36 protein-coding genes and 1 tRNA gene are annotated in these 22865 nt (G+C 49.5%); 15 read left to right on the top strand and 22 right to left on the bottom strand.

The annotated features are described in order from the left end of the window. Nucleotides 1–13: 13 nt before the first annotated feature. Together E0765_RS06305 and E0765_RS06300 are read right to left on the bottom strand one after the other, a co-directional pair. Entirely contained in the window at nucleotides 14–571 is a 558-nt protein-coding gene (locus E0765_RS06305; protein WP_132812378.1) for a DUF3365 domain-containing protein, read from the bottom strand. A gap of 67 nt (nucleotides 572–638) precedes the next feature. Then, on the bottom strand, nucleotides 639–1523 hold the full coding sequence (locus E0765_RS06300) for a cation diffusion facilitator family transporter (RefSeq protein ID WP_132812377.1): 885 nt from the start codon (nucleotides 1521–1523) through the stop codon (nucleotides 639–641). 79 nt (nucleotides 1524–1602) lie between these two features. On the opposite strand from E0765_RS06300, the gene cmoB reads away from it, so the two are divergent. Next, nucleotides 1603–2496, top strand: a complete 894-nt coding sequence (gene cmoB / locus E0765_RS06295) for a tRNA 5-methoxyuridine(34)/uridine 5-oxyacetic acid(34) synthase CmoB (protein ID WP_132812376.1) — start codon at nucleotides 1603–1605, stop codon at nucleotides 2494–2496. A 2-nt stretch (nucleotides 2497–2498) separates the two neighbouring features. Then, nucleotides 2499–2966: a hotdog domain-containing protein gene (locus tag E0765_RS06290; protein ID WP_132812375.1), complete on the top strand. Its 468-nt coding sequence runs from the start codon at nucleotides 2499–2501 to the stop codon at nucleotides 2964–2966. 2 nt (nucleotides 2967–2968) lie between these two features. On the opposite strand, the gene E0765_RS06285 is transcribed toward E0765_RS06290, so the two are convergent. Continuing rightward, nucleotides 2969–3562, bottom strand: coding sequence for an MBL fold metallo-hydrolase (locus E0765_RS06285; RefSeq protein WP_132812374.1), 594 nt, complete (start codon nucleotides 3560–3562; stop codon nucleotides 2969–2971). A gap of 41 nt (nucleotides 3563–3603) precedes the next feature. Here E0765_RS06285 and E0765_RS06280 point away from each other — a divergent pair, with 41 nt between their 5' ends. The 6 genes from E0765_RS06280 (at nucleotide 3604) to E0765_RS06255 (ending at nucleotide 8300) form a co-directional block, all read left to right on the top strand. Continuing rightward, nucleotides 3604–4416, top strand: coding sequence for a ferritin-like domain-containing protein (locus E0765_RS06280; RefSeq protein ID WP_165921694.1), 813 nt, complete (start codon nucleotides 3604–3606; stop codon nucleotides 4414–4416). A 60-nt stretch (nucleotides 4417–4476) separates the two neighbouring features. Continuing rightward, nucleotides 4477–5277: an NAD+ synthase gene (locus E0765_RS06275; RefSeq protein WP_132812372.1), complete on the top strand. Its 801-nt coding sequence runs from the start codon at nucleotides 4477–4479 to the stop codon at nucleotides 5275–5277. A 13-nt stretch (nucleotides 5278–5290) separates the two neighbouring features. Continuing rightward, the gene (locus E0765_RS06270) at nucleotides 5291–6409 is read left to right on the top strand and encodes a DegT/DnrJ/EryC1/StrS aminotransferase family protein (protein WP_132812371.1); all 1119 of its coding nucleotides are present in this window, start codon (nucleotides 5291–5293) and stop codon (nucleotides 6407–6409) included. After that, nucleotides 6406–7317 carry a tetraacyldisaccharide 4'-kinase gene (locus tag E0765_RS06265; protein WP_132812370.1) on the top strand — a complete coding sequence of 304 codons (912 nt, stop codon included), beginning with the start codon at nucleotides 6406–6408 and terminating at the stop codon, nucleotides 7315–7317. Before E0765_RS06270 ends, E0765_RS06265 begins: the two co-directional genes overlap by 4 nt. Continuing rightward, nucleotides 7301–8152, top strand: coding sequence for an acetylglutamate kinase (gene argB, locus E0765_RS06260; RefSeq protein ID WP_132812369.1), 852 nt, complete (start codon nucleotides 7301–7303; stop codon nucleotides 8150–8152). Before E0765_RS06265 ends, argB begins: the two co-directional genes overlap by 17 nt. A 61-nt stretch (nucleotides 8153–8213) precedes the next feature. Then, nucleotides 8214–8300: transfer RNA gene (locus tag E0765_RS06255), tRNA-Leu, on the top strand. 89 nt (nucleotides 8301–8389) lie between these two features. On the opposite strand, the gene E0765_RS06250 is transcribed toward E0765_RS06255, so the two are convergent. From E0765_RS06250 to E0765_RS06195, 14 genes are all read right to left on the bottom strand, one after another. Further along, nucleotides 8390–8572: an AlpA family transcriptional regulator gene (locus E0765_RS06250; protein ID WP_132812368.1), complete on the bottom strand. Its 183-nt coding sequence runs from the start codon at nucleotides 8570–8572 to the stop codon at nucleotides 8390–8392. After that, nucleotides 8565–9245 (bottom strand): hypothetical protein, encoded by a 681-nt coding sequence (locus tag E0765_RS06245; RefSeq protein WP_132812367.1) that lies wholly within the window; start codon nucleotides 9243–9245, stop codon nucleotides 8565–8567. The genes E0765_RS06250 and E0765_RS06245 overlap by 8 nt, the downstream gene beginning before the upstream one ends. Further along, a complete protein-coding gene (locus tag E0765_RS06240) occupies nucleotides 9245–9511 on the bottom strand; it encodes a hypothetical protein (protein ID WP_132812366.1) in 267 nt (88 codons plus the stop codon). Before E0765_RS06240 ends, E0765_RS06245 begins: the two co-directional genes overlap by 1 nt. Before the next feature lie 28 nt (nucleotides 9512–9539). Next, nucleotides 9540–10067, bottom strand: coding sequence for a hypothetical protein (locus tag E0765_RS06235; RefSeq protein ID WP_132812365.1), 528 nt, complete (start codon nucleotides 10065–10067; stop codon nucleotides 9540–9542). Between the two features lie 181 nt (nucleotides 10068–10248). Beyond that, nucleotides 10249–10965 carry a hypothetical protein gene (locus tag E0765_RS06230; RefSeq protein WP_132812364.1) on the bottom strand — a complete coding sequence of 239 codons (717 nt, stop codon included), beginning with the start codon at nucleotides 10963–10965 and terminating at the stop codon, nucleotides 10249–10251. 15 nt (nucleotides 10966–10980) lie between these two features. Beyond that, nucleotides 10981–11478, bottom strand: coding sequence for a hypothetical protein (locus E0765_RS06225; RefSeq protein ID WP_132812363.1), 498 nt, complete (start codon nucleotides 11476–11478; stop codon nucleotides 10981–10983). A gap of 151 nt (nucleotides 11479–11629) precedes the next feature. Continuing rightward, nucleotides 11630–11812 (bottom strand): YodC family protein, encoded by a 183-nt coding sequence (locus E0765_RS06220; protein WP_132812362.1) that lies wholly within the window; start codon nucleotides 11810–11812, stop codon nucleotides 11630–11632. 72 nt (nucleotides 11813–11884) lie between these two features. Then, a complete protein-coding gene (locus tag E0765_RS06215) occupies nucleotides 11885–12802 on the bottom strand; it encodes a DNA cytosine methyltransferase (protein ID WP_132812361.1) in 918 nt (305 codons plus the stop codon). A 13-nt stretch (nucleotides 12803–12815) separates the two neighbouring features. Next, a complete protein-coding gene (locus E0765_RS06210) occupies nucleotides 12816–13304 on the bottom strand; it encodes a hypothetical protein (RefSeq protein ID WP_132812360.1) in 489 nt (162 codons plus the stop codon). An 82-nt stretch (nucleotides 13305–13386) separates the two neighbouring features. Continuing rightward, a complete protein-coding gene (locus E0765_RS12710; RefSeq protein WP_255417863.1) occupies nucleotides 13387–13518 on the bottom strand; it encodes a hypothetical protein in 132 nt (43 codons plus the stop codon). 1 nt (nucleotide 13519) lies between these two features. Further along, nucleotides 13520–13675 carry a hypothetical protein gene (locus E0765_RS12500; protein ID WP_165921693.1) on the bottom strand — a complete coding sequence of 52 codons (156 nt, stop codon included), beginning with the start codon at nucleotides 13673–13675 and terminating at the stop codon, nucleotides 13520–13522. Next, on the bottom strand, nucleotides 13672–14487 hold the full coding sequence (locus E0765_RS06205; RefSeq protein WP_132812359.1) for a ParB/RepB/Spo0J family partition protein: 816 nt from the start codon (nucleotides 14485–14487) through the stop codon (nucleotides 13672–13674). The genes E0765_RS12500 and E0765_RS06205 overlap by 4 nt, the downstream gene beginning before the upstream one ends. Then, nucleotides 14465–15079 carry a ParA family protein gene (locus tag E0765_RS06200; protein WP_132812358.1) on the bottom strand — a complete coding sequence of 205 codons (615 nt, stop codon included), beginning with the start codon at nucleotides 15077–15079 and terminating at the stop codon, nucleotides 14465–14467. Before E0765_RS06200 ends, E0765_RS06205 begins: the two co-directional genes overlap by 23 nt. Further along, nucleotides 15076–15366, bottom strand: a complete 291-nt coding sequence (locus tag E0765_RS06195; RefSeq protein ID WP_132812357.1) for a hypothetical protein — start codon at nucleotides 15364–15366, stop codon at nucleotides 15076–15078. Before E0765_RS06195 ends, E0765_RS06200 begins: the two co-directional genes overlap by 4 nt. 292 nt (nucleotides 15367–15658) lie before the next feature. Here E0765_RS06195 and E0765_RS06190 point away from each other — a divergent pair, with 292 nt between their 5' ends. Continuing rightward, entirely contained in the window at nucleotides 15659–16003 is a 345-nt protein-coding gene (locus tag E0765_RS06190) for a hypothetical protein (RefSeq protein ID WP_132812356.1), read from the top strand. A 214-nt stretch (nucleotides 16004–16217) separates the two neighbouring features. On the opposite strand, the gene E0765_RS06185 is transcribed toward E0765_RS06190, so the two are convergent. Next, nucleotides 16218–16469 (bottom strand): hypothetical protein, encoded by a 252-nt coding sequence (locus E0765_RS06185; protein WP_132812355.1) that lies wholly within the window; start codon nucleotides 16467–16469, stop codon nucleotides 16218–16220. A gap of 122 nt (nucleotides 16470–16591) precedes the next feature. Here E0765_RS06185 and E0765_RS06180 point away from each other — a divergent pair, with 122 nt between their 5' ends. Further along, on the top strand, nucleotides 16592–17266 hold the full coding sequence (locus E0765_RS06180; RefSeq protein ID WP_132812354.1) for a LexA family transcriptional regulator: 675 nt from the start codon (nucleotides 16592–16594) through the stop codon (nucleotides 17264–17266). Nucleotides 17267–17295: 29 nt separating this feature from the next. On the opposite strand, the gene E0765_RS12495 is transcribed toward E0765_RS06180, so the two are convergent. The 4 genes from E0765_RS12495 to E0765_RS06165 all read right to left on the bottom strand — a co-directional run bounded on the left by E0765_RS12495 (nucleotide 17296) and on the right by E0765_RS06165 (nucleotide 19124). Beyond that, nucleotides 17296–17463, bottom strand: a complete 168-nt coding sequence (locus E0765_RS12495) for a hypothetical protein (protein WP_165921692.1) — start codon at nucleotides 17461–17463, stop codon at nucleotides 17296–17298. Between the two features lie 25 nt (nucleotides 17464–17488). After that, nucleotides 17489–18007 carry a hypothetical protein gene (locus E0765_RS06175; RefSeq protein ID WP_132812353.1) on the bottom strand — a complete coding sequence of 173 codons (519 nt, stop codon included), beginning with the start codon at nucleotides 18005–18007 and terminating at the stop codon, nucleotides 17489–17491. 172 nt (nucleotides 18008–18179) lie between these two features. Further along, nucleotides 18180–18476 carry a hypothetical protein gene (locus E0765_RS06170; RefSeq protein WP_132812352.1) on the bottom strand — a complete coding sequence of 99 codons (297 nt, stop codon included), beginning with the start codon at nucleotides 18474–18476 and terminating at the stop codon, nucleotides 18180–18182. Between the two features lie 9 nt (nucleotides 18477–18485). Further along, nucleotides 18486–19124 carry a BRCT domain-containing protein gene (locus E0765_RS06165; RefSeq protein WP_132812351.1) on the bottom strand — a complete coding sequence of 213 codons (639 nt, stop codon included), beginning with the start codon at nucleotides 19122–19124 and terminating at the stop codon, nucleotides 18486–18488. Nucleotides 19125–19277: 153 nt separating this feature from the next. On the opposite strand from E0765_RS06165, the gene E0765_RS06160 reads away from it, so the two are divergent. The 5 genes from E0765_RS06160 to E0765_RS06140 are packed head-to-tail and all read left to right on the top strand — an operon-like array spanning nucleotide 19278 to nucleotide 22739. Continuing rightward, nucleotides 19278–19799, top strand: a complete 522-nt coding sequence (locus E0765_RS06160) for a hypothetical protein (RefSeq protein ID WP_132812350.1) — start codon at nucleotides 19278–19280, stop codon at nucleotides 19797–19799. Then, nucleotides 19800–20027: a helix-turn-helix domain-containing protein gene (locus E0765_RS06155; RefSeq protein ID WP_132812349.1), complete on the top strand. Its 228-nt coding sequence runs from the start codon at nucleotides 19800–19802 to the stop codon at nucleotides 20025–20027. Next, nucleotides 20024–21313 (top strand): AAA family ATPase, encoded by a 1290-nt coding sequence (locus E0765_RS06150; protein ID WP_132812348.1) that lies wholly within the window; start codon nucleotides 20024–20026, stop codon nucleotides 21311–21313. Before E0765_RS06155 ends, E0765_RS06150 begins: the two co-directional genes overlap by 4 nt. Further along, entirely contained in the window at nucleotides 21310–22149 is an 840-nt protein-coding gene (locus tag E0765_RS06145) for a hypothetical protein (protein WP_132812347.1), read from the top strand. Before E0765_RS06150 ends, E0765_RS06145 begins: the two co-directional genes overlap by 4 nt. After that, entirely contained in the window at nucleotides 22146–22739 is a 594-nt protein-coding gene (locus E0765_RS06140) for a hypothetical protein (RefSeq protein ID WP_132812346.1), read from the top strand. Before E0765_RS06145 ends, E0765_RS06140 begins: the two co-directional genes overlap by 4 nt. Nucleotides 22740–22865 lie beyond the last annotated feature (126 nt).

Here is a 22865-nt window from a genome sequence, read left to right as displayed (position 1 = left end):
GCAGAGGCTCCGCTTATTCGGAAATCTCAACCTTTACCATTCCCCTTAAATCCCCCATTTTATACCCCAGCGCTTTATCTTCGGGATAGGTTGTCGCAATCGCTTTTCCCAGAGGGGATCCCGAAGCGATGTCGCCGTGGCATTTCAGACACGCTTCATTGTTGATGAGAATCGGTTTGTAATAGGCACTTTGAGAGGACGAAAGTTTTTTCAGTTCATGGCTTGGAAGGCTTTGGCCGTTTTTGAGCATCGTTTCCCATTGCTCGAGCAACGCTTTGTCCTCGCCGGTCGCGGCGTTGAGCGGATTGCGGTTTTTGAGGCTGAGGCGCTGGATCTTCGTTCCGTGCTCTTTACCTACCTGCTCGGTCATGGGGAGGGCGTTCATCGAACAAAATTCGAGCGTTTTGACCGGACCGGAGGCTTCCATGTTTTTTTTGACTTCTCCGCCCAGTTTCTGGAGTAGAGCCGAAGAGGCCGCGGCACCTTTTGCGATCCGTTGATCGTCGTTTAAACCGGCGGCACAGAGAAACGAAGAAGCGGCAAGCGCGATAGCGAAGGGAAAAAATTTCATTTTGCATTTCCTTTTGTTATTATTTTCATCATTCTATATTATGGAAAATAACACTTTCCTCAGAGCCTCAGTCTATATATTCCCCTTCAGAATCGTCGTAGGGATCAAGATGGATCAGTGCATGTACGTTGGCGTCGGGGAAAAGTTTCTTGAGTGCGAGTTCGACACGGTCTCCTACCTTATGGGCATCGTAGAGCGACGTGCTGATACTGAATACGATATGGACGCTCATGTAGATTTCCGATCCCGAACGGCGGGTGCGCAGATCATGGTAGCCGCTGATGTCGTGCTGATTTCTTAAAAGGGTATGGATCTTTTCGACACTGTCGGCGTCGAGCGCCGCATCCAGCAGCATCAATATCCCTTCCCGGATGAGAGGGAACGCCGAATAGATCATGTAAACGGCGATTCCGATACCGAGCAGGGGATCAATAAAGGTGTAATCGGTAAAGTGTATGAGGGCCAGAGAGATCAGAACCGCCGCGTTGCTGAAGAGGTCGGTCTTGTAATGGAGGGCATCGGCCTCGATCACCATGTTGCCCGTTTTTTTGGCAACGAAGTGCAAAAAGATCACCAACGCGGCCGTGACGACGATGGAGACGACCATGACCCCGATCGAGAGGTCCAGATGCTCGATGGGGCTTCCCTGAACGAGCTTGGAGATCGCTTCGTAGAGGATGAACAGGGCCGAGAGGCTGATGACGGTCCCTTCCACGACTGCGGCCAGGGGTTCGAGTTTGCGACGTCCGAAATTGAAATATTCATCCGGCTGTTTTTCGGCGTTATGGAGGGCATAATAGTTGAACGTCGAAACGACCATATCGAGCAGAGAGTCGATCGCAGAGGCCAAAACGGCGACCGAGCCGCTGATAATGCCGACGGTCAGTTTGAACGTGACCAGCAAAAAGGCGACGGTGGTAGAAACGAGGGTAGCTTTTTTTTCGATACGCATAGGGTCATTTTAGCCTAATATGGCTAAAATTTCGGGGCTTTGGAGATGAAAAAGCTCACAGGTCGGGAGAGGAGAGAGAATGGATTTAAACGCGATACGTGCGGAGCGGATGAAATGGATGGAGTGGAAAAATATCGCCCCTTTGCGCGAAGCACTCAACGCGCTTCCCGATTTCAGGGCCGAAATCTCGCCCGAAAACACCGTGACCCTTCGCAACGGCGGAGAGATCGACACCGCGGAGCTCGAAAAAGTCGCGCGGATGATGATGCCCTGGCGCAAGGGGCCGTTTGATCTGTTCGGACTCCTGATCGACACCGAATGGCGTTCGGACATGAAATACAATTTTCTTCGCCCGCATTTCGATCTTCACGGCAAAAAAGTGGCCGATATCGGCTGCAACAACGGTTATTACATGTTCCGTTTTCTCGAAGACGCCCCGGCGAAAATGGTCGGGTTCGATCCCTCCGCACTTTTCAAGACGCAGTTTGACCTGATCAACCGGTTTGCACAGACAAAGATCGTCTACGAATTGCTCGGGGTCGAGCATCTGCCGTACTACGAAGAGAAATTCGATGTCATATTCTGCCTGGGCGTGCTCTATCACCGCAGCGATCCTGTCGCGATGCTCAAGGCGTTGCGCCAGGGGCTTGCGGAGGGGGGAGAAGTCTACCTGGACACTTTTATCATCGACGGGGACGATCCGGTGGCCCTGTGCCCGTCGGAGAGTTATTCTAAAATCTCCAACGTCTATTTCGTCCCTACCCTCAAAGCGCTGGAAAACTGGTGCATCCGCGCCGGATTTAAAGAATTCGAGGTATTGGGAACGGTGGTAACAACCCCGGACGAGCAGCGCAAAACCGACTGGATCGAGTCGCAGAGTCTTGAAGATTTTCTTGATCCGGCCGATAATAGCAAAACAGTCGAAGGGTATCCCGCGCCCAAACGGGGATACGTACGGATTAAAAAAGGATAATTTTGGCGAAAGAAGCAGCAGAAACACCGGCGGAACTGGTCCAGTCGGTTACAAACCCCCAGGCCGCGTTGAACACGCATGAACGGATCAATACCTCATTCAGCGGTTACATTGTACGTCTAGAAAGCGGTTACGCGCAGGTGGCGCTCGAGACCAGCGACGTTATGCGGGCCGACGAACTCGGATTGGTACACGGCGGCTTTATTTTCAGCGCCGCCGATTTTGCGGCGATGGCTGCCGTAAACGAGCCCAACGTCGTTTTGGCGTCGTGCAACTGTCTTTTCCTCGCCCCCGTCCGATCGGGCGACGTCGTAACGTTCGAAGCGACCGAACATCAAAAAGAGGGGCGTAAGCGCAACGTCACCGTCAAGGGATTCGTTCATGAGATCAAAGTTTTCGAGGGGGAGTTCAAAACGGTCATCACCGAGCGCCATGTCTTGCGCCTCGATCTGATGAAAAACGTCGAATAATTCTAGACTACTCTCAGCCAGTAATCGATATTACGCTGCTCCGCGCGGACGCTGGTCGCTCTCCCATGACCCGGATAGAGCGGTTTGTCGTCGCTCCAGAGCGCAAATTTTCGGAGGCTTTCGCGCATCGCTTCAGGGTCGGAATAGGGGAAGTCCCATCGTCCGATTGAACCTTCGAACAGAAAATCCCCGCTGAAAATGACGTTGCCGATCTCGATCATTGAACATCCCGGACAGTGTCCCGGGAAATGGTGAAACGTCACCCGGATACCCGAAATATCGAAAGTCTGGTCGCCGTCGACTTCGACGTCGGGAACCGAGGGGGGAAGATCCGGCATCCACGTACTGCCCGAGAGAAGCATGACGTCGCCTTTGGGGGTATAGAGCGGGATTCCAAGCTTTTGCCGGAGTTCGCTGTTGCTCCAGACATGGTCGAAGTGGCCGTGGGTATTGAGGATGGCGACGGGGTTCGTAACATTTGCCATCACCCATTCGGTGGCCCCCATCCCCGGATCGATGATGATCTCTTTGCCGTCGATTCTGACAATATAACAATTGGTTTGATAATCGCCCATCGGACGTTTTAGAATTTCCATACAGTGCTCTTTTTTAGTCAAATTCTAGCATAATTGGTCCCATGGAAATTTACGGTACGTTGGAAACATTGCTGGGCATTGCCGCACCGGCCGAAAAGATTGCGGCGTTCAAAACCTTTTATGCGGCCTATCGGGATGGGAAAGTCGAACGCGACGCGTCCGCGGAGTGCAGGGTTTTCGACCGCCCTTCGTATGCGGGATTCTGCACGATTGCCGATCCCAAAGAGGTCCCCCGCCGTAACAACCTCAAAACAGCTCATGGGCAGACGCTGCTGCTGCACGCGATTGCCCATATCGAATACAGTGCGATCGATCTTGCGCTGGATGCGGTGTACCGGTTTCGGGAGGAGGGGGAAGAATTCGAACGCGACTGGCTCGAAGTGGCCGAGGATGAAGTGCGCCATTTCGAAATGATCGAAAACCTGCTCCATGAGCTGGGAAGCGGGTATGGGGAATACCCCGTACACGACGCGCTGTTCGAAGCATCGATGCGGACGCTCAGCCTCAGTGAACGGATGGCGGTTGTCCCCCGTTACCTCGAGGCCAACGGCCTGGACGCGACGCCGCAGATCCTCCGGAAACTCGAGCCGTACAAAAAGGAGCCGATGATAGCGAAAATCATCGCGGCACTGCATGTCATCCTCGATGAAGAGGTCGACCATGTCCGAAAAGGCGACAAATGGTTTGCACACTCCTGCCGGAAAGCCCGAATCCCCGCTTCATCGTATTTTGTGATCATCGAACGCCATTATCCGGGGAGTTTTCCCCGTAAAATCGAGATCAACTGCGAGGCGAGACGGCGCGCGGGATTCGAGGAAAAGGAGCTGGAGAAAATTTCGTCGAAACGATGTTGACGGTGACCGTGCGAATTTACGTTATAATGCAAAATGTTAATTTTACGGTAAGGTTGGCAGGTGGATAAATACGCACTGATCAGTGAGTATCTGACACGGTTCCTGGAAGAAGAGGTCCGCAAGACCGGTCTGTCCAAAACGGTCGTCGGTTTAAGCGGGGGGATCGATTCGGCGGTTGTCGCGGTGCTGGCGCACCGTGCGTTCGGAGACGACCTGCTGTGCGTCAAAATGCCTTCGCACCATTCGTCCCAAAGCAGCCTTGACGATGCCGATGAACTGTGCCGCGTTTTTGGCCTCCGCAGCGAAACCCGCAGTATCGAGCCGATGTTGCGGGCGTATGGAGAGGAGGGGATGTCGGCGCTTCGGATCGGCAACCTCTCCGCACGGCTTCGGATGGTAACGCTGTTCGATATCTCCGCGCGGGAAGGGGCGCTGGTGCTGGGAACCAGCAACAAAAGCGAATTGATGCTCGGTTACGGGACCCTTTACGGCGATCTGGCCAGCGCCCTCAACCCGATCGGCGATCTGTACAAAACCGAGGTTTTTGAACTCGCCCGCCATCTGGGGATTCCGGGTTCCATCCTTTCCAAGCCCCCCAGTGCCGATTTATGGGCGGGGCAGAGCGACGAAGCCGAGATAGGCTACCCCTACAGCGACCTCGACCGTGTGTTGAAACGTTACGTCGAAGAGCGTCACACACGTGAAGAGATGATCCGTGATGGAGAAAAACCCGATTTGGTCGATATGATTATCGGAAAGATTTATAAAAATCAGTTCAAGCGCCGTATGCCGGTCATCGCCAAACTGACGTCGCGGACGGTCAACATCGATTTCAATTATCCCAGAGATATAACCCTATAAAAAGGAAAAGCAGATGAATATCCCGTTTTATCGTGTCGAAGTCGGAGGAGATGAGCGAGAAAAAATCGACGAAGTGCTTGACGGCGAAGCGCCGGACATCATCAAAGATCTCGAAAGCGCTTTCGAATCGTATATCGGCGCTTCGTATGCGCTGGCAACGTCGCACGGAACCGCGGCACTGCATCTGGCGATGCTGGCGATCGACCTCAAACGGGGCGACAAAGTGCTGTGCTCGATCAATGCGTACCCTTCGGTACCCGAAGTGGTACGCCATTTCGATGCCGAGCCCATTTTCATCGACATCGATCCCGATACCTTCAACATCGATCTGGGTAAACTCGAACACTATCTGTCCGAAAACAAAAGCAAAAAGCTCAAAGCGGTGATCGTCTCGCATGTGGGCGGGCAGAGCGTCGATCTCGACCGTCTCTACGAGATCGCCAAACAATACGACGTCAAAATCGTCGAAGACGCTTCCGACGCGCTTGGAGCAACGTATAAAGGCCAGAAAATCGGTTCAACCGGTGCGGATATTACCTGTTTTGATTTCAGTCCCCACCTGCGCCGTAACGTCTGTAACGGCGGCATGCTGGTGAGCGATGATGAAGAGATCATCGAACGGGCCCGGCTGCTGCGCAACCACGCCATGGTGACCGAAGACGAATCGCTGGGGTACATCTACGACGTGACCGATATCGGGAGCCAGTACATGATGAGCCCGCTGGATGCGGCGACGATCCTTATACAGCTCGAAAAACAAGACGACATCATCGAACGCCAGCGCGTGATCGCGGCAGTCTACAACGAGCATCTTGAAGGGGCGCCGCATATCAAGCTGCCGATCGCGAACGACGAGCACCCCTATTCACTCTACATTATCAAGGTCGACAAAAACCGCGATTCGTTCGCCCGCGAACTCTCCGCGCGCGGGATCGAATGCGGCCTGCACTACATCCCGCTGCACCTGTTGAGCTATTACAAGGCGAAGTATTCGCTTCGCGTTAACGATTTTCCCGTTGCGCTGCGCAGTTACCAGCAGGTTTTGTCGATTCCCAACTACGCCGCTTTGAGCGACGATGAGGTCGACGAAATCTGCGAAGCGATTCTGGACGTAGCGTCGACCCGGGTGTGAAACGCTTTCTGATCCGATGGGGGGAGGGGTATCTGTATCGCCCCTCGCTGCTCCAGAAACTCTTTTCGATTCTGTTGCTCCCTTTAAGCGCCCTGTATTGTCTGTGCGCTTATATCCGCTACCGACGCAGCGTTCCGAAAAACCAGGGTATCCCGGTCGTGAGCGTCGGGAACCTGGTCGTTGGCGGGAGCGGTAAAACACCCCTGGTAATCGAACTTGCCCGCCGCTTTGCCAAACCTGCCGTCGTGTTGCGCGGATACGGGAGATCGAGCCGGGGGATGGTGGTTGTCAAGGATCGGGACATTTTGTGCGACATCGCCCAAAGCGGGGATGAAGCGATGCTGTATGCCAAATCTTTGCCCCACGGCGTCGTCATCGTCAGCGAAATCCGCGAACGGGCCATCGCCGAAGCCAAAGCGATCGGATGCGATGTGGTATTGCTAGACGACGGCTACGGGAAACACGCCATCGAGAAGCTCGACGTACTCATCCGCGTGAAAACCCCTAACCCGTTCTGTCTCCCCAGCGGAGCCTACCGTGAAAAACTCTGGAAAGGCAAAGAGGCGCTTATCGCCGAAGAGGGGGAGACGTTCACCCGTCGGGTAAGTGTGCAGAATCCGACCCGCAAGATGGTACTGGTGACGGCGATCGCCCGTCCGGAGCGGCTTGACCCCTATCTCCCCGAGGTGGTCGAAAAGGTTTATTTCGAAGATCACCATCCCTTCACCCCCGGCGAACTCGAAGCGATCGTCAAGCGGACGGGGGCGACGAGCCTGCTCGTAACTCAGAAAGACTTCGTTAAAATGGCGTCTTTTAATCTCAACCTCACCGTCTTGGAACTCTCCTTGGATGTAGATGAGGCGTTTATCGAACAGGTAAAGGAATACGTCAATGCAAAAAAAGATTGATACCGTCAAAACCCTGATGGACGCGATGCCGTTCATCAAAGAGTTTCGCGACGAGATCGTCGTCATCAAATACGGCGGATCGGCGCAGAGCTCCGAAGAACTTAAAGCCAAATTCGCGCAGGATATCGTATTGTTGCACCTGGTGGGGGTTAAAGTCGTCATCGTCCACGGCGGGGGAAGCCGTATCAGCCAGTTGCTCGCTGACCTCAAAATACCGACCGAGTTTATCGACGGCGAACGGGTCAGCACCCCCGAAGTGATGCGGATCGTGGAAATGGTGCTCAGTGGGGAGATCAACAAGGAAATCACGTCGCTGCTCAATTCCCACGGCGCCAAGGCGATCGGTATCAGCGGCAAAGACGCCCATTTCCTCAAAGCCAAACCCAAAGACGAAGCCAAATTCGGTCTGACGGGGCGGGTGAACGAGGTAAAAGCCGACGTGATCCACAACCTTCTGCGTGAAAACTTCATCCCTGTCATTGCCCCTATCGGAGCGGACGAAGCGCTTGGGCATCCGGGTTACAATATCAACGCCGATCTCGCCGCATCGGCGATTGCGGCCGCCATCGGCGCGTGCAAAGTGATTTTTATGACGGATACCCCGGGCGTTCTGAACAAAGATAAAGAGCTTTTCTCCACCCTGAGCGAAGCCGAAGTCGAAGCGCTCAAAAACGACGGGACGATTCAAGGCGGGATGGTTCCGAAGGTGGATGCATGCCTTGAAGCGGTGGACGGCGGCGTCAAAAAAGCGCACATCATCGACGGACGGATTGAACACGCGATTTTGCTTGAGCTTTTCACGTCCGACGGAGTCGGGACCCAGATCACTTTGTGATCGGCCCGAACTTTAAGCTTCCTGCGTTATAATTTCGGTCTCTTTTCACACAAAATACTTTGCGGTCGTGGTGAAATTGGTAGACACGCTAGATTCAGGTTCTAGTGGCAGAAATGTCGTGGAGGTTCAAGTCCTCTCGACCGCACCATCGTAAAACAGGTACTTTCATAGCCTTACAATAATCACTCAAATTTTTAAGAATTCTATTGGGGTACAACTCAGGGTACAACTTCAATTTCACGAAGCAATGGCAACTTTTTTCGATTCTATCCACTCTTCAAGCTTTTCTACCTCAAAATAATTACGGTTTCCGACTTTGATCGCCGGTATGAACTCGCCCTTCATGTAGAGTTTCGTAAGGGTGTTTTTTTTCAGTCCGTAGATTTTTTCAATATCTCTATAGGTTATATATTTAGCCATTGATCGCCTCCTCTTTACTGATCTGTTCAAACTCGGTCACCCAAACGTATCTGTTGTCGAATGATCTATCGCCGTATATCGACTCCCAAAGTGTTTTAAATGAAGATTGTGCGGATACCAAAAATCTCATAGAATCGTTTTTTCCGTACATATAATTTTTGAAATAAACTGGATGATATTCATGTCCATCATAAACACCATCTATTACTTCGATTCCTTCTGCAACTGCATCCCCTTCGCTGATCTCATTCAACCGCTCAATGCGAACGTCTTTGACTCTGAGGAATAAACGGGCGTACTCTTTTGGCATGTAGATAGATGGTTTCCATTTCACATTGTCTGCTTCGATATGAACCTCTTCGCCATGCTCTGTATCTTTAGCATCCCAATGAAGCGGAAAATCAGCCTTATACCAAACGTAGTTTTTGGGGTAATCGCTCCATGTCTCCCGCACATAGATAATGTCACCGACTTTATAGGGGGCAAATTCAAGCAGATACTTAATATCTCCATTTGAAAAAGGTCTATCAACCCCATTACTTCCGATTTCACCCAAAAGCTGTGCGTATTTAATAACCTTTTCTATGTACTTTGAAAACGGACGGCGTGTATTTGTTTTTCGATCATCAAGTATCGCTCTCACCATTTCGGTGTTGAAGATTGCGGGTTTCATTACGCACCCCATTCATTATTGTAGTCATCAGCAAACTTGTCAAATTCGTCGCCATCTATTCCACGAGATGAAAGTTCAACCATAAGCTCTTCATTGGTAAAGTCGCCGATTTTTTTATCTTCAATTCGGTGAATCGAAGTCATATAGATTTGATCCTCTTTCTCGTCAAATTCATCACTCATAGCACACTCTATCCAAGGTTTAAACCCCAACTTTTCATGTACTTCTTGCATTGTCATATTTGTTTGTAATGCATAAAATTTCATCCAGCTCTCCTCATTTGTTCTAAAATCCTCATCGCCTGGTGGTAGTCGTACCACTCGTCGGCGGTGTCGAAGTCGTCTCTGGTAACTTCTTCGATCGGTTCCGCTTCCATTCTCGGTTGTAGTTGCGATGCTGTTCCGGGTTGTTCTCCCGCCATCGCTTCACGCTCTCGTAAGATGCTTTCGGGTTGTCCTTGCGCCATTTCTTCATGTAGTTGCGTTTCCACTCCCGTTTTTGTTCCAAAGTGAGACGCGGTTTTTTCGGCTTTTTGACCATCTCGTGGGCTTGCACGACATGATCTGTTTTCGGCTTTGGCTCTTTCTGAGCCTTGGCCGATTCGGGCTTTTTTCTACGGCGCTCTTTTACCTCTGCGGCGATTTTGGCATGGTTGTCGATCGACGACGATACTGATCGCTTCGGGGTGATCTGTAGAGGCGGTTGCCCCGTGCGGTCGTATCCCATCATCGCGTCGAAGTCGCGGCGGATCATCGGTTTCTGTCCGCGCTCGCGCATCTGGGCGCAGTAGGTTTCGTAGGTAAATTTCGGGTTTGGGCTCATTTCGTATCCTTTTTTCCGAAGTAGTCTCTGATTTTTTTGCTGTAGTAGGTCATTGCTTCCTGCCGGTTCATCCGTGCGGGTAGCTTCCATAGGCTTTTTTGAATCTGTACCAGGTCTTTTCTCAGATCTATATTTGCACGTTTGTGTACGTATGCTTCTCCGTGGGTCATTTTCGATTCCTCTAAAAGCTTGTTTCACTGGCGCTGATCAGATAGCTGCCGATACACTCGCCGTTCATGCACCGTGTTCGTTCGAGCTCGCCTTTTTTACGCTGAACCCGCATGAAGTCGAGCGCTTTGTCGGCAATGAGTTCTTCATCGGAAGGGATATGGTTCCGATTCCACTCCAGCAGAACATTGATGATCTCTTCGCATTCCTGGTGGGTTCCAAATCCGACGGGGTAAGGTTTGATGTGCTGTCGGATTTGGTAAAACTCGATCAGATCGGATGGGGTCATATGCGGTTTGTCGTGGGTAAGCATCCATGCCGATTTCGTGTATGCTCCGGCCGCATCGCAGCGGTTCAGGAACTCATCGATCGGCAGATGTTCCCCGCTATTGTTGAACACGTCCAGGTACACTGCCGAGTCAGACCATGCCACGGCTCTTACCTCATACTCTCCGCTGAGCCCGTCGACGTCACCGCTGAATTTGACGGCTTGGATGAAAGGCTCGTACGTCAGGCACCATCGGAAGTATTTGTCGCTTCGTTTTATGTTGCCGGATTTGATCAGTTCCGAGATCCTGTTGACCGTCTGGTCGTAGGTCATCGTTGGGACGTTTGACATGTCGATCGTGTTGAACTTCGGCAGCTCTACGACGCGCTCTATCCGTACAGGCTTATCGGTTGCGATCACGGCTCCGCCGAAATCGAACGATGATTGCGGGTTTTTTGACATGGTGAATCCTTTGGGTTAATTAAACACTTCTAATAATTTATGGATAAGTTCATTCTCAGTAAATCCCTCTAAGTGTATAGACAGCATGACACCACCTTCACTATTCGAATGTACTGATACCCTTTGAATGCGCTTTTTGAAATTTGCTGTATCTTCAAATACACTTTCCTCTACTACAGGTGATTTCTTGAATTTCTTTTGAACCAAATTGTCAATAGATTCTCTTGTATACACACCTCTGCGGATACGTTCGGCTCTATGAGAATAGTTAGCATTAAACGATTGAGTTGACACGCCAAGTAGATCAGCCGCTTCACCCACTGAATACCCGTCTTTAGCCAAGTTTACTGATGAGTCTTTTATTTTAGAATGATTTTTAACGTATTCTTTAATGCGTTTAATATCAAGTCCAAAAAAATAATCCCCGTCAGGATCAATATCTAATTTTTCGCAAACATCGCGAAATATCGCTGGAAATAATCCTGTCTCTACTATTGCTTGTGTTTTTGTCATGTGTAGCTACTTGAATGTTATTTGTTCATTTTGACTGTCTCACAGTGAATCCGTCGATGTGCGGAATGGTTGGACGTATTCAGTCTGGGGCAGGGTATTGGTTTAGGTGGATTGTTTTAGTGTATGGGTATGCGGGGAGATCCCGCATATTTTAAACGACAGCTGCTGGTGCTTCATCGACTTTTTTTAGTGTTACTGTCATAATGAATGATTGACGTTTGATTTCGCCATTTTCATACCATACGCATGTAACTGAATCATCTTCATCAATGCTTTCAACCGTCATGATTGGGCCACCTGATTTAAGGGTAACTCTGTCTCCTGCTTTAAACATGCTATCACCTCCTTTCTTTTAAGATGCCGTCATTATATGTGACGTATAGTTAAAAAATCAGAGATTTATATCTTAACTTAAGATGCTCCATGCCATCGGTACCATTCTTGAAACCTGTCCGTTTCCAATGGCTTTAATGCGGTGTGCCCGATGGGCCACCCCATGAGCCACTCTTCCCAATCCGGGTTCAGCAGGCCATCTTCTCCCATACGCTGCAAATGTTCTGCCAAATTGACCCCACGGCTTGAGCCATCCATTCTCTTGAGTAGTGCTTCCTGTGACAGATTCCCCCTCCAGTCTCTCGCAAGCGGAGTTGGATAGAAGTTCATCACCTGACCGACGATCCCGTTGCGCTTGTCCGCAGATACTTTCCCGCGCTTCTCTGCATCGTTGGCTTTGGGAGTATAGAAAAATTCGCGGGTTGATCTCTCCTCTCCGAACTCTATTTCGTCGAATAGACTTTCGGATAGCTCGGAAGTTTGCGTGCTCTTCCCGGACACGCTTCGCGACGATCCAAATGCGGTCGCGCTTGTGGGGAGCACCGGTATTGTGCGCTCCGATAACTCCCCATTGACAGTCATACCCCAACGCGGTAAGATCACCAATAACTCGATCTCCTCCCCGAAGAGTGAGGAGCGGCGAATTTTCCACGAGAACGTATCGGGGTCGTACTTCGCCGATGATCCGCGCCATTTCTCTCCATAGACCGGATCGCTCTCCGTCCAGTCCGCATCCTTTTCCGGCAGAGCTGATGTCCTGACATGGGAACCCGCCAGATATGACATCAACAATTCCTCGCCACGGGTATCCGTCAAAACTTCGCACGTCAGACCATATCGGGAAAGGTTCGAAGGTTCCGTCATTTTGTCGTTGTGCCAAAACTTGTGCGGCGTAGGCATCACGCTCAACGGCGCAGACGGTTCGCCATCCGAGAAGTTTTCCGCCGAGTATTCCGCCACCAGCGCCCGCGAAAAGAGCCAACTCATTCACGTATCCTCCTTTTTTATTCGTACGAACTCCGATTGAACGATTTCAGCAACGGGTTATCTTCCGACGTTTCAAAAGGTGTGGGGCAGTACTGATCACACCGACTGGAATCATCATACATAGGCATTCCTGTAAGAGCGCACCACGTATCTACACCTACCTCGTCTGATAACAGATAGTTGCACCCCCTGCATCGAGTGTCTTTTTGCTCTTCGCGGACGATGCGGTCGTATTCCGCCATGAAAAAAGCGGCTCCGATGATCAGGTTCGTTTTACGGTCATGCTTTTGGCGTGAATCGAAAACGGGGCACCACGGATACAGGGTTCGGACCGGGAACGTTTCGCCTCCGAGTTTGTAGACCGGCACGGTGGCACCGTAGCACGCTCCGGCATCCGCCAGCGATCCGTCGGTATGTTCATCGTCATGCTCTCGGGTGTATCCTTTTTCGACGATCTGGCGAGTCCGCTCTTTGGCTACGAGTTCGAGGAAGTTTGATCTGTGCATGGGGAGTCCTTTTTCTTTCGTTCATGTTCTTCATACCAGCCGAGCAGTACGGTCAGCACCACGATAACCGCTATGGTGATCATCATCTCTTTGCCTTTGAATATTTCGCTCCGGGGAAGTTTTCTCCGTACCGTCGTTTTTGCTGACGCGATCCGATACCGATCACCGCCAAAACGATGAGGAATACAACCGCCCCTATGAATTGGTCTTCCATTTCATGCCGCCTTATAAGAGATCGTATTTTTCGCACCAATCGAGGAGCTTCTCAAAATTGGTTTCAATGATGTGCCAAGCAATAAACATCGCTTCTCCTTTTCTATTTCTTCGAGGATTCGCACCGCTTCACCGATGCTGATGAATCTGTACTTCATACGATCTCCTCGATGGTGATTTTGTACTTCTTCCACGGCTCTACTTCCCGGAAGAATCGGTGGAAATCATCCCCTCCAAAAAGCAAACGTCCATCACCTTGTGTGACAGCAACCTCTCTTTGGACTTTTATTTTTTTAGGTTCGATCGGCTTTTCCGCTTTCGGCTTCGCCGCTTCTTTGAACTCATCGCGCTTGATCTCCCCGGCGTTGTACCGATCATATACCTCGCGCTGTTTTTCCGGTTCCACCCGGCTCAGTTCTTCGAGCACGGAGAGTCCGGTGTCGCGTTTGTTCTCCTCGATGTCGGCTCTGATCTCCGGGTCGAGCTTGTTGACGACGCTGAACGCTTTGGATACAAATGAGAGCGGTTTGGATATCGCGCGGGCGAGATCCTTTTTCTGAGGGTACATGCCTGTCTCCCACAGCCGCACGACCGCCATCGCGATTTCGTAGTCGGTCAGGTCGTCGCGCTGGATGTTCTCGATCAGCGCCATCTCTTCGATTTCGGATTCATCCTTGACCACCAAAGCAGCTTTGATCGTAACGGACCCGATGATCTGATGAGCTCTCCATCTCCGCTCCCCGGCGATGATCATATACCCCGCAGTTCTTCGGACCACACTGATAGGTTGGATCAGTCCATGTGATTTGATAGACTCTGCCAGCTCAACCAGTGAATCAGGGTCAAAATGTTTGCGTGGCTGGTGTGGGTTTGCGTAGACCAGAGACATCTCCAGTTCCATGACATCTGATATGCCTGAAGTGCGGGGCTTTGATTCGCTGACCGCGTCATCGAGTGCGTCTAAGTTCATCTCTCAGCTCCAGTATTTCGGTTTGTGCCGCGACGTTTCCGATGCTACTGAAAACGCTCTGGCCGTTGCCCATCGTGGTGTAGTAGATCTTGCGCGACCGGATGGCGCTGTCCAGGATGGTGAAGCGCGATCCCTTGACCGCTTTTTTGAATTTGTCGAAGTTGCGTGTGGAGGCGTGTACGTTGTTGAACAGTACGTGAAAATGTGTATCGACTATGTCCAGCTCAGAGAGGATCGCGTCAAACGTCCGGAACCCGAGCACCTCGGTCACGCGGTCGGGGGTGATCGGGATCACGACGTGGTCGCTGTGCCTGATCGACGCGCGGTTCAGATCGCTGTCGAACCCGCCGATATCCATGATGAGTGTCACGTCGTGCGTGGTGCGACTGATCAGGTCGTACAGCTCTGCGACGTTGCGCGGCTGATGGACGGTAAACGGACGACCTGCCATGATGTTGACGTAATGGAGCGTCTGGTTGAAGTCCATGTCGACGATCTCGACCGGACCGATCAGACTGAATGCATGGGCCAGATGCCAGGCGGCGGTCGATTTGCCGACACCGCCTTTGGTGTGTGCGAGGGTGAGGATCATTTGATGTCCTTTTGGCTGTATTCAGTGCATCCAAAGTCTTCTTTCACAAAACCTCTATAGCATTCATCTACCAGCTCTCGCCCATATCTGATGCCATACTGGCAAGAACCTATGTCAAGGACACTGCCATCAGTACACTCCCAAGGTAAATACTGCTTGCATGTTTCACACGTTTTTGGCTTTGTGAGTTCTTCAACTTCGGCTATCGCCGCATCGTACACTTGAGCGAACTCGTGGTCGTCTTCTATCTGTGATCGTGTCTTTTGCAAAATTTCCAATGCATTCATCGTTTGACCTTTTTGATTGAATTTTCCCGCGGGAAATTTTGAGCGCTCTGCTGGATCGAGGGATAGCGAACCGCAAAGGGAACCTATGCCCAGCGCAACGCTCTCTGTGAAGCCCTCACTGCTAATCCCCTACCGTTAAATTTCCGTAAATGCTGTCAGGAGATCGCATGGAGATTCGTGTCCATGTTGGATGACTTTTGAGGGCTTCATGGAGAGTGTTTTTGTTATTGAAATATGGATTTGCGAAGAAATTTCATATCAGCTAAAATTTTTCACAACATAGGAGGAATATATGGAAGGACTATTAAAGTTAATCCCTGTCGGAAGACACTACAGCGTTATCATTTTTTTATCCGCATTGTTTTTATTATTTGCACTATTCAATGAGAATGTTTATGTGGATCGTTTTTCACTGGTTGCAATATCATTGGCGGGTTTATTGTTTGGGATATCAGAGATGATAAATCATTCAGATGAAAAACAGTACAAACCATATTTTAATCATTGGACTAATGAAACAACACAAATTCCAGATGGTATTAAACATGTAAGAAAAATGACAATATTAGGGTCATCAATACTTGGAGCCGCTATTGTCATAATGATTACAGGTCTATATCATATAAGCACTCTGTGAAACGCATCGCTGCGATACGCTTCATTAAGCACTTTTGCTCCGTCCCTTCCTTCGTGTTATTGGGGACTATCGGAAAGTGAAGCTGCACGTAGCTCTAGCACTCGCCGCACGCGGATCGATCGCACCGCTTGCAAGAGATACACTCTCTCACTCCCTCAAGGATTTCTCCTCGCTTTATTGAGCATAGGCTCAATAGATCACACCATCGTGTGATCTATGAAACTATGCGGATGTCGTTTTCACGGCAATAAGTGGTAAACCCGGTACAGTTGTTTTTCAGGTATTCGAAGATCCGCTGATCCAGTGGGGTGCTTTTGCCGTTGCGTAGGAATTTTGCCCCGATACGGTTTTTGATCGATGCCGGAGTGGTGCCGATATCGGTCGCAGCGTCTTCGATGCTTTTGCCGTTTGCGATCAGCGAAGCCTTTACGTTCTGATAGAGATTTACACTTTGGTTAAATGCCATTTTTGTCAAACCTTTCGCCCTATTTGCCGAATGTGTTATAATTGTTCATGTTATGAGAACGTGAACGAATAGAGGCATTATAGACATATTTGTCAAGTATTGTCAAGAGGAAGTGTCAATTTATGTCAACATGGTTTGAAAGATTTAAAAAACTTAGAATAGAAAAAGAGCTTACACAGCAAGAAATTGCTGATGCCCTAGGAAAAGACATTACTGCTGTTAGCAGATATGAAAATGGCAAAGGCTCTAAAGATATGCCTTTCGTATTCAAGAAAAACTTGACAAATTTGTTTACAAACGGCGAACTTAGATATATAGAGACTGGCGAAAAGGCAAAAAATGTACAATCTAACGAGGAAATAAACTCCAAGTCTATTCCAGTAAATACCGACAAAATGATTTCCGCCCCGATCATGTCGGTCAAAGCCTCCGCCGGAAGAGGCAACGAGAACTATGAGGCGGTCATCACCGGAGAGCTGCTGATCGACCGTATGTTGTTCAAAGTGCTGCCGAACCTGAAAAACATCCGCGCCATAGAGGTGGAGGGGGATAGCATGTACCCGACGCTCAAAGAGGGGGATTTCGTGATCATCGAAGAGAACCAGCATTTCAGCGGGGATGGGATCTATGTGCTGCAGTGGGACAGTGTACTGCTTGTGAAAAGGCTGCAAGCGGGAGCGGGTAGGATCGATATCATCAGTGACAACCAGCAATATGCGGTAAATACATTTGACCCTACGGATGATCAGCGGTCATTTCATATCGTCGGGAAAGTTATTCTGAGGATGCAGAGATAATCAGCGCAAATGATGCGCTGATTTAAGTGTTAGGCAGCATGCTCTTTTGTAAGAGCATCGTAAAAATCTGTCGTTTCAGCAGATGCATTAAACCAGTCAAGGTTTTTAAGAGTACCGTGCTCTTCCAAGTGTGCTTCAAGAGCTTCTTTTATTACTCTCGTGAGTTCATTCTTAATTGCTTCAGAATTTTGAAACATAATCCTTCTCCTTCTACCATCAAGATTATTTTTTTCTGAATACGAGCCATTTACCACTACGTGTACATAGTATATCGGCTTTTTCAAAAATTTCGTTAAGCATTTTGCTTTTAACGATTCGGTCAAAAGTCTTAATCATATTATCCGTTCTTCCGTAAATTTTCAACTCTTTTGCTGTTGTATAATCACTAAACAACAAATCAATTGAATCAAAAATTGAAAAACTCACTGCCTCTGCTGCTTCATTGATGTTAAAATCACCAAGTACCAAATCTGGGTGTAGATCAAGATCAAGTAGCTTTAACCAAGGTGTATCTGACTTTGGCAATGCATGAATAATACTTAATAGAGCTTTTGTCTTTCCTTCTTCATTTTCGAAGACGTACGCGTAATTATTGGGTTCCGAAATGCTTTTTTTTAGCTGAGCGATTTTTTCATTTAAATCGTTAGCATAAACAGCGCCCTCATCACCATATGGCAATGTCAACTCAGACCAATTATCTAAAATTATGTCCAGGTCACCAGATGTCGCTTTTTTTAGCATTAATCCCCTTTTTTAAATGAGGTGCAAAATTATACACCTGTTAGATAAATATTTGTTTACGTTTTCAAAACGTGAACGATACTTTTACCTTTGGTAACATCTTTTTCCATATCGCAAACCGTATTGCAACGATTATTCCAAAAGATATCGCCATGATTTTCCCGTGGGAAAATTACCGTGGAACTCCAGCTGCTTCACAGTCCGATTTTTCCGTGGCATCCCATTCTTTGTATCCTGTTTCATTTTTGGCCTGCAGCATGGCTGCCTTTACCATCCCTGCCTGTACGCAGGTATCCATCGCATTGCCGCCGCTTTTGGCGATATTGTACTGAGCTATGGCATCATCCACTACCTGGTTGTGGATATCGTTTAGCTGGTCTTGCACCATCTCCTGCTGGATCGAGCTGTCGCATCCCGTGAATGCCATAGCCACCAAAGCTGCCGCCGTCATGATTGTAATTTTTGTCATGTTTTTCCTTTAGATGAATTTGATCCAGTGTTCTTCGGATACGATGCTGAGCGATGTTTTTCCGCTATCCCTGATCGTCACCGCCGCTTCGATCTTGCGCCCGTGGGTGGAGTGGATCCAGTCGCGGCTTCCCACGATTCCAATCACGAGGTAATCGGTGGAGAGGGTAGGGGCTTTTACACATTTGCCTCCTTTGCTCTCGATCAGCTTCGTGACGTTGTCACGCGATCCTACCGTAAAACCTCCGGTGAGGCAAAATACCCGGCCCTGAAACAGGATATCCGGCTGCGGGTTATCCAGCGGGAGGGTCGAGGACATACTCGATACCTGCTCCGGAGTTTTTCCCCCGGTGATCTGCGATATCAGATCCATCAGGTCCGCACTCTCGGATGCATCGAGGATGCCGTCGGAAAGATGGAGCCGGATCCGCTCATAGAGGATATTGGCCGGCCACTGGTTCGCCGCATCCTGGTTCGACTCCATCCATGAGAGGAGAAACTCCGCCTCTTTTTGCGAAACCTCACCGTCTGCTATGACACCCTTGCAGATCCCGATCAGCTCGTCGACGTTCCGATCCGCGCGACGGGCAGCGCTGATGATATGGAGCACCGGCTGGGCCGTATCCGGATCCAACATGATATCGCTCATTTCATAACCTCCAAAATTAAATTAAATTGACAATACTTGACAAAGATGTCAATATTTGTCTACAATGACGACTCAAACCAGTTCATCTGAGCAGCGGGGGTTTGACCTTTTGGGCCCGTTCGCTCTTCAGATGAGTTCCCAAAAGGACGCAACATGCCACTTCCAAAACATTCCTGGCTTTATAAATCCATATCACAATCGATCGACGCCTTCGGGCGCAGACACAACCTGACTGCACGACAGCATTTCGCGCCGAAGCTTGGATACTCCGGAACCAACGGAGAGATACAGCTCGGAACAGCTCTAAATTGTACCACATATAACCCGATCAACCCAAAACCGTTATCTATTGATCAGCTCGCCATACTGCTCGACGAGCTGGGGGCTGATCAGAAGATCATACTGGATGCTATCGCAAAGCAGTGCGACGGGGTGTTTACCTATGGTGCGCAGGCGTCCAAAGTAGATTCTGAGTCAATAAAAGATGAGCTGCTCACCATCGCATCGTTTGCCGGATCGCTTTCCGCCAAGTTTTTGGAATACAAAAACAATGACGGGATCATCGACGATCATGAAGCCGAAGAGCTGGAGCGGGTGGCGTATGAGACCCGACAGCATCTGAGAGCATTCGAGGAGATGGTCGCAAAGAGCAAATTGTGTGTGAAGGAGGAGTAGATGACACCCACTACAAAACGCACCGGAATGGTTCAGACGGTTCTCGAATGGCTAAAAAGCGGCCGTGAGATCACCGCACTCGAAGCGGCGCGCATGTGGGATGAGCTGAACCTGCGAAATAAAATCAGCATACTGCGTGCCGATGGGTGGCCGATCCATAGCCGTGAGGAGAAACATAACGGTAAAGTATTCAAAGTCTACTTTTTAGACGGGTGCAAAAACGCATGAATGAAGAATTCTATAACCTGGCCTTCGAGCGATCGGTGCTTGCATCATTTATTTTTGAACCGGCTATGTTCGCACGTTCAGGAGTAACTTCCGACGATTTCTACATGCATGCCCACCAGAATATTTTAAACGCCATGAAAGACCTAAACGATCAGGACCGTCCGATCGATGAGGAGTTCATCCGGGTATGGCTGAGTGACCGTAAGCAGTTCGATGAGCGGGCTATGATGGAAGTACTCACTTCAAACCCCATCTCAAACCTCCATGAATACATCAAGTCGCTCAAAGAGTACGCTCAACGCCGTGCACTATGGAAACTCGGTATCGATCTGCAAAAGCAGGAGTTTACACGTCCGTCTGATGGGATAGACATGATAGAAACAACCCTATCTAATATCCGCGACATGCGTGTAGGTGTTGCGATCCGAACCATACCATCCGGGGATGTTGTGGAACGGGAGCCGGAATTCGTCCTGAGCAACTGGCTTCCGCTCCCTCGCGGGGTCGTATCGATGATATCAGCAGAGGGAGGGTCAGGGAAGGGATGGACCGCACTGCAGATTGCCAACCGATACATCGACGAACACCCATACGATAAAGTATGTCTGTGGCTATCCGAAGACGATATCGGTATCAATACGAACCGGCACCGCCTGGTGTCTTCGAGCGTCATGAACAAGCTATACAGTGATTATAAAAACTCCGTGCACTTCCCTGTTGTTCAAAAAAACGGAGTAATCATTGGAGAACGTCCGAAGCCTCTGATCGTCAACGGAAAATTCGACCATCATGCGTTCTATCGTATGCGCCAGTCGCTTCGTGGGTTCGGGCTGATAGTTCTTGATCCGCTACGGTCTTTTTACGGTGGAGATGAAAACAGCAATACCGAGGCAAACCTATTCATGGGTCCGCTGCAGGACTGGGCGGCCGAAGAGAACATCGTCCTGGTGCTGCTGCACCATTCCAATAAAGACAAAGACGGAAGCTTCAAATCCAAATCACGTGGGGCTAGTGCGTTCCGTGATGCGGTGCGCGTAATGTACGAGATCGACAAAATCTATAAAAACCCTCATACCGCAGAGATCGATCTGGATAACGCGCACATGCGCAGGTTCAAGATGACGAAGGATAATCTCGGGGCCATGCGTGTGCTCGGTAGATATGAAGTGACACACCATATCACTCCCAAAGACAGTGCACGTGCTACCGTTATCCAGTACGAGTCAAAGACTTCGGATGAGAATGAGTACAAGTTTGACTTTCCAGCAGGGGTGACAGCAGAATGAGCGCACGCATGAATTACATCTCTGTCCCTGTGGACTATGTGAGGGCATTGAAAACCAAAGGGGTGCGAGGCAGAGAACGTGCACGTGCCTTTATGGAGTATTTTGACGATATGGATTCAGGCGATCACCACTCCGTAGGTTTCTATGCAGAATCATGGGGGGTTAGTAAATCAACTGCGCATGACTGGCTCAAAGAATTCCGCCATGAAACAGATCGGTTCTTCAGCTTTTGGGTGCTTAAAAATGGTCAGCACTATAACTATGCAAAAAATCAAACCGAACGAACCGAACGACAGCACCCGAACGAACCGAACGGCTACGAACCACGCGAAATAGGCATTTTCGGAAATGATACCGAACGAACCGAACGACAGCACCCGAACGAAGTATTTAATATCAACGTAGTTGATAGCGCGGGGGGGCGTGCGAGCATGTATGACTGCATTACCGATCCTGAGTTCGGGGACCTGTGTTTCACCTACTCTATGAACGGCGGAACGGTAGGAAAGAAGCCGGAAGCCTATGAGGTCTATAAAACCGTACAGGCCGATCCTGATTCTCTGAAAATTGCCGCTATTGAATATCTGCACTCAAACCAGCATCGAGGGCATTACAACCTCCGTAATTTTTTGATGAACGATACGTACATGAAATACATGCCGAAGCGGGTAAGTATCTTCCATAACGGAGTATGGGTCGAGATGAGCTATGACATCGATAACGGAGAACTCAGAGCTGATAACGGAAGTACCGGAAGCATCTCTCCGAAGATGATGATCAAGATGTTCAAAGACGGAACTCTAAAATTTATCAAACCAGTTGGGAGGGTTGCATGATCAACATTGATGCGAACTTCAAAGAGATGAACCGCTTTATCGGGTCACTTCCAAAGCAACTGAACTACGGAGCGTCGGTTGGATTGAATAACCTTGCAACGCATATGCGTGACTCGGAGTTGGCCGGTGCAAAGAATACTTTGACACTTCGCGGAAGATGGTATGAACCTCGCTCTCGTTTCGGGTTCAATGTTCAGTTTGCAAAGAAGAACGATCTCAATGCTGCTGTCTATACAAGGGCTGATTGGTTGGTACTTCATACTGAGGGTGGAACCAAGACAGGGCGTGGTCGTATTGCTATCCCGACTGCAGAAGTGAAACGCAGTAAACGAGACATGATCACACGATCGAATCGACCCCGCAATATCAAAGGGTCGTTTCTTGTTCACACGAGCAAGGGAGATGCTATTGCAGTTCGAAAAGGTAGAGGCAAACGTTCACGGTTGGTGATTCTGTATTGGTTGGAAAAACAGGCGAAAATCAAAAAGGTGTATGACTTCTATGAGATCGGTAAAAAGGTTTACGATCGGAACGCGCAGCGGTATCTTGGTGAAGGGGTTGATAAAGCATGGGCATCTATAAAAAATTGACGGGTCCTTTTGGGGAAATATCTATCGAGGGTACGCGCCACCCCGATTGTCGCGTAGTTTGTGGGTTTTTTACTTGGTTGACACACTCGGAGTTGTCAACGTTGACACATCTTGACGGAATGGGAG

It is taken from the genome of Sulfuricurvum sp. IAE1 (assembly GCF_004347735.1).
In the GTDB taxonomy this organism is placed as follows: Bacteria; Campylobacterota; Campylobacteria; order Campylobacterales; family Sulfurimonadaceae; genus Sulfuricurvum.
Note: the sequence above shows the minus strand (reverse complement) of the source record. Positions and strands in the feature narration are given on the sequence as shown.